This is a genomic window from Rhodopirellula maiorica SM1 (assembly GCF_000346295.1).
In the GTDB taxonomy this organism is placed as follows: Bacteria; Planctomycetota; Planctomycetia; order Pirellulales; family Pirellulaceae; genus Novipirellula; species Novipirellula maiorica.
The window spans coordinates 1-4040 of the sequence record NZ_ANOG01000233.1; the positions used below are offsets into that span (position 1 = coordinate 1).

The window sequence follows — 4040 nt, forward strand, 5'->3', positions numbered from 1 at the left end:
TGGAGTCTGCGCAGGCTACAACTGACACCTCCCAAGAATCGAGCATTTTCGCTTTCGTATTACGTTCGTGCGGTGTATCGCAGTGCATAGATTACTGAGCGTATTTCGCTAGTCACGTTCGAACAATTGAGGCGACGGCTTTCGTTCGAGAAATAAAATGCGATCGGAACGAAACGGCATTGCAATCAGCAGTTTTCAGCTAGCCGAATGAAAAAATGAGCAAGCAGTCAAAAACAGAGCCTTGTGCGGTTAGTGCGGTACGCTGGAGCGCGCTTTCAAAGTATGGGGCACTCGCGGTTCAATTCGCGGTATCGTTGTTGCTTGCCAGGATTTTGTCGCCTGAAAGCTTCGGACTGATCGGGATGGCAACGGTGATGACGGGCTTTGCTGCAACGCTCAAGAATCTTGGGTTCAGCGCCGCGATCATCCAAAGGGATGACATCGACCATGCGTTGCTGTCGACACTTTTCTGGGTCAATCTTGCGTGCTCGGCTCTGATTATGTTGGTGTTGATTTTGTCGTCACCGCTTGTGGGTTGGGTCTATCATGACGATCGCGTGCCAGCATTAGTCGCCGCATTGTCGCTAAATATTGTCATCAATTCGTTCTGCACCGTACCATCCGCCCTGCTACAACGTCGACTTGAATTCAAGAAACTCGCGTTGCGAGAGGTTGGTGGAGTCATCGCATCGGGCGTGGTTGGGGTCTCCTGTGCGATCGCAGGGTTGGGGGTTTGGTCGCTTGTGGCAGCGAACCTTGCAGCGTCTTTGAGTAATCTAGCTCTTTTGAACATGGTAGAGCCCTTCTGGCCTACGCTGACGCTGGATGGGGCAAGACTAAAGGAGTGCTTGAATTTCGGGCTGAATATCACCGGATTTAACGTTTTCAATTACTTCATGCGAAACTCTGACAATTTGATCGTCGGAGTCTTCCTTGGTCCAGTTGCGCTCGGTTACTACTCGCTTGCTTACAAGTTCATGCTGCTTCCAAGGGACTCGATTTCGAACGTGATCACACGGGTCCTCTTTCCAAAGCTTTCGAATCTTAAAAAGGATGATGAAGGTTTAGCGAGCGTTTTCTTGAGGGCGATCGGATGCACTGCATTGATCACCTTTCCGGCTATGGCTGGCCTCGCGATTCTAGCCGATCCGTTTGTGCGTGTCTTCCTTGGGGATAAATGGCTTCCTGCCGTTCCGGTCATCGCAATCCTTGCCCCGGTGGGGGCATTCCATTCACTGGCGACGATGGTAGGTCAGATCTACTTGGCGAAAGGAAGAGCAGACTGGATGTTCAAGTGGGGCGTGGGCGTGTCATTTGTTTTTATGTTTTCTTTTCTCTCAGGTATGCGCTGGGGCGTCGTTGGTGTTGCAAGTTGCTACCTCGTCGCAAACGTTCTCTTATGCATCCCCGTTTTCTCGATTCCTTTTACGCTTGTACAAAGCTTAACGATCGAGCGGTTATGGCAGACAATCAAACCTCTTGCGCTAGCAACCCTTCTCATGGCGGTTGGATTGAAGGCATTGTTGTTGTTGATCGATTGGAAAATTGGGCAAGTCCACCCTGGTGCTGTGTTGGCAGTTTCCGTTGTTGTTGGAATGACACTCTATTCTGTAATTCTTTGCTTCACTCAACCGAGATCACTTGACGACTGCTTTGCCGTCTTAGGTCGCCGCCCTCCGTGTGTCGTACCTTTCGCGACAGTTATACGGCGTTGATTTTGAACTGTGATTGAGTGTCCGATGCTCATTCGTGACATCCAGAACACATGCTTTATTTTCACTGCTGCTATATAAGAGAGTAGCCGGTGTCCCCTCCCTAATTTGTTTGGAAGTTTGAAATTGAAAGCTAACAAAGAATCCGTTGCGTCGTTCTACGACGAATTTAGCAAGCGTTTACTGAATGACTATATTCGCGGCAATCGGCGATTTAATGCCGCTGTGGAATTAGCTTCATCTGCGTTAAGCGGACGAAGCGGTAAAATTCTAGATATCGGCTGTGGAATCGGTGTGAGTTCAAATGCTTGCGTTGAACTGCCAGGACAGTATGTCGTTCAAGGTGTCGATATCAGCCCCAGAAACATCGAAATCGCAAATCGGCTTTTCGCCCGTGATCGTTTGACTTACGAAGTTTCAGACATGAGCAAACCGCTCGAATCTGGACCTTTCGATGCTCTTTTACTGATTGATATGTACGAGCACATTCCTCGATCCGATTGGCCAGGTTTCAACAGAGTACTTTCGACGCATCTCGCTCCGGGTGGAATAATTATTCTTACGACTCCAAGTCCGCTGCACCAAGAATACTTGCGGCAGGAAAAACCCGAAGGGCTTCAGATCGTTGATGAGACTGTGGAAGTTGCCGATGTTATTCAATTGATGCAAGACACCGGTACAACCTTGAAACACTATAGCTTGGAAACGATTTGGAACACCAACGACTACGTGCACTTGGTTCTCGAGCACGATCCGAAGCATCTGCCTGCGAAGAAGAAGTCAAATGGCGTAGGAATGGGACGCCGTATTGGAAGAAAGTTTCGAGATGGCGTGGTGACTGCTCTTTCGACAGATAGCGAATCTGCAAGAAGGAAATTTGTGGAACAACGCTTGGGCGTAGGATGGGAATAGAATGTCCAGCGAATCACAATTACATAGAAGTTTGGGGACGGAAGTAAGCTTTGAATATTTGCATGATACAGCCGAAATTGGACACCCTTTCGGAAACATTCATTCGGGCGCACAATGAGTCGATCCCAGGCGTGGCGGTAGTGGTGCACACCGAAGCCGGATTACCTTCGATCAATGGACGTCCGGCATTGCTCCAGGATTGGTTTTCCCGCGTGTCAAGAAAGTTGTCTCGACTGGTAACTCGGCAAGAGTGGAACTGGGAAGTCGACGAGGCTCACCGCAACGTATTTCGCAAATTCAGAATCAATGTCGTTTTGGCAGAGTATGGTTTGTCTGGAGTGCGGGTGCTTGAGGCCTGTCGGTCTTCTGGAACGCCACTTGTTGTTCATTTTCATGGGTATGATGCCACGAAGCGAGACGTGCTTGATCGCTATGGTGCTGCGTACAAAGACATGTTTCAAGTCGCGGACGCCGTTATCGCAGTTTCCCATGCCATGGAGCGTCAGCTTATCTTTTTGGGGTGTCCGTCTGAAAAACTCATCTACTGTCCTTGCGGAGTCAATTGCGAGGATTTTCAAGGTGCAAATCCCGCGAACGCTCAGCCCCGTTTTGTTGCCGTTGGAAGGATGGTCGAGAAGAAGGCCCCCTATCTGACGATCTCGGCTTTTGCGAGCGTGATTCGTGAAATTCCGAAAGCGAGGCTAACGATGATCGGAGATGGACCGCTGCTGGGCATGTGTAAAAATTTGTCCGTTGGATTGGGGGTCGACCACGCGGTCAATCTTATGGGGAGCCAACCACCAGAAACCGTTCAGCGAGAAATGCGAAATGCGAGAGCGTTTGTCCAGCACTCCGTTGTTGGGGAAAATGGTGATTGCGAAGGCACGCCAGTGGCCGTGTTAGAGGCGGGGGCAATGGGATTGCCAGTAATCGCGACTCGGCACGCCGGCATTCCGGATGTCGTGATTGAGGACGAAACGGGATTGCTTGTCGATGAATGCGATGTTGCGGGGATGGCGTCCCATATGATCAGCGTGTTGAAAAATCCGGACTACGCTGGTGAACTTGGTGCGAATGCATCGCGACGCATTCGGAAGTATTACAGTTCGGATCAAAACATCGACAGACTAACTCGAGTATTGAACGCGGCGGGAAACAGAGAAGATATCAGTTTAGTGCGTAAGTCGATTGATCGCGAATTTGAGGAATCTAGAGCGTCGGTTCCTGTGGACCGAGCATTTCACCTTGATAGTGGCATTTGAGATGCCTCTTAAAATCACATTCATTAAACCTGTCATCGCAAACCGCCATTCCGGCGGGTGTATCCATTTTATGGAACTGAAGCATCACCTTGAAAGCCGAGGGCATCAGATTGCGATTCTAAGAGAACGGCGACCAGACTTTGATTGTACTTGG

General features: G+C 49.7%; 3 protein-coding genes. All 3 read left to right on the forward strand.

All coding sequences use genetic code 11. The annotated features are described in order from the left end of the window. Positions 1-215: 215 nt before the first annotated feature. The 3 genes from RMSM_RS07005 (at position 216) to RMSM_RS07015 (ending at position 3886) form a co-directional block, all read left to right on the forward strand. The gene (locus RMSM_RS07005) at positions 216-1715 is read left to right on the forward strand and encodes an MOP flippase family protein (protein WP_008693476.1); all 1500 of its coding nucleotides are present in this window, start codon (positions 216-218) and stop codon (positions 1713-1715) included. A gap of 123 nt (positions 1716-1838) precedes the next feature. Further along, positions 1839-2624, forward strand: coding sequence for a class I SAM-dependent methyltransferase (locus RMSM_RS07010; RefSeq protein ID WP_160168249.1), 786 nt, complete (start codon positions 1839-1841; stop codon positions 2622-2624). Positions 2625-2686: 62 nt separating this feature from the next. Further along, complete coding sequence (locus RMSM_RS07015; RefSeq protein ID WP_008693479.1) at positions 2687-3886, forward strand: glycosyltransferase; 1200 nt, start codon at positions 2687-2689, stop codon at positions 3884-3886. Positions 3887-4040 lie beyond the last annotated feature (154 nt).

Excerpts from the sequence above, each read along its gene's own strand:
- RMSM_RS07015 (WP_008693479.1), top strand. The coding sequence starts at position 2,687 with ATGATACAGCCGAAATTGGACACCCTTTCGGAAACATTCATTCGGGCG.
- RMSM_RS07005 (WP_008693476.1), top strand. The coding sequence starts at position 216 with ATGAGCAAGCAGTCAAAAACAGAGCCTTGTGCGGTTAGTGCGGTACGC.